The 265-nt window shown below is 51.3% G+C and carries 1 protein-coding gene; it reads right to left on the bottom strand.

Annotated elements, in window-relative coordinates; translation table 11 throughout:
- On the bottom strand, positions 1-265 hold a 265-nt coding region (locus tag LK536_RS58785), incomplete at both ends, for a hypothetical protein (RefSeq protein WP_506092332.1).

Below are 265 nucleotides of genomic sequence, written 5' to 3' on the forward strand. Positions count from 1 at the left end.
GTCCTCCTCCGGCTTCCTGCCTTGCTTCTCTCCCCTTCCTTCCCCTTCTTCCCTTCCCCTCCCTTTTCCCCCTCCCCTTCTTTTTTCCTTCCTCCTTTTCTCTTCCTTTCTTTCTTCTCCCTTCCTCCTCTCCTCCTCTTTCTCTCCCCCTTTCCTCTTTTCTTCCCTTCTCCTTTTCCCTCCCTCCTCCTTTTTTTTCTCTCCCTCCTTTTTTCCTTTCCTCTTCCCTCTTTCTCCTTTCTTTCTTCTTCCTCCCCCCTCCTTC

The organism is Clostridium pacaense (assembly GCF_020709765.2).
GTDB lineage: Bacteria > Bacillota > Clostridia > Lachnospirales > Lachnospiraceae > Enterocloster > Enterocloster hominis.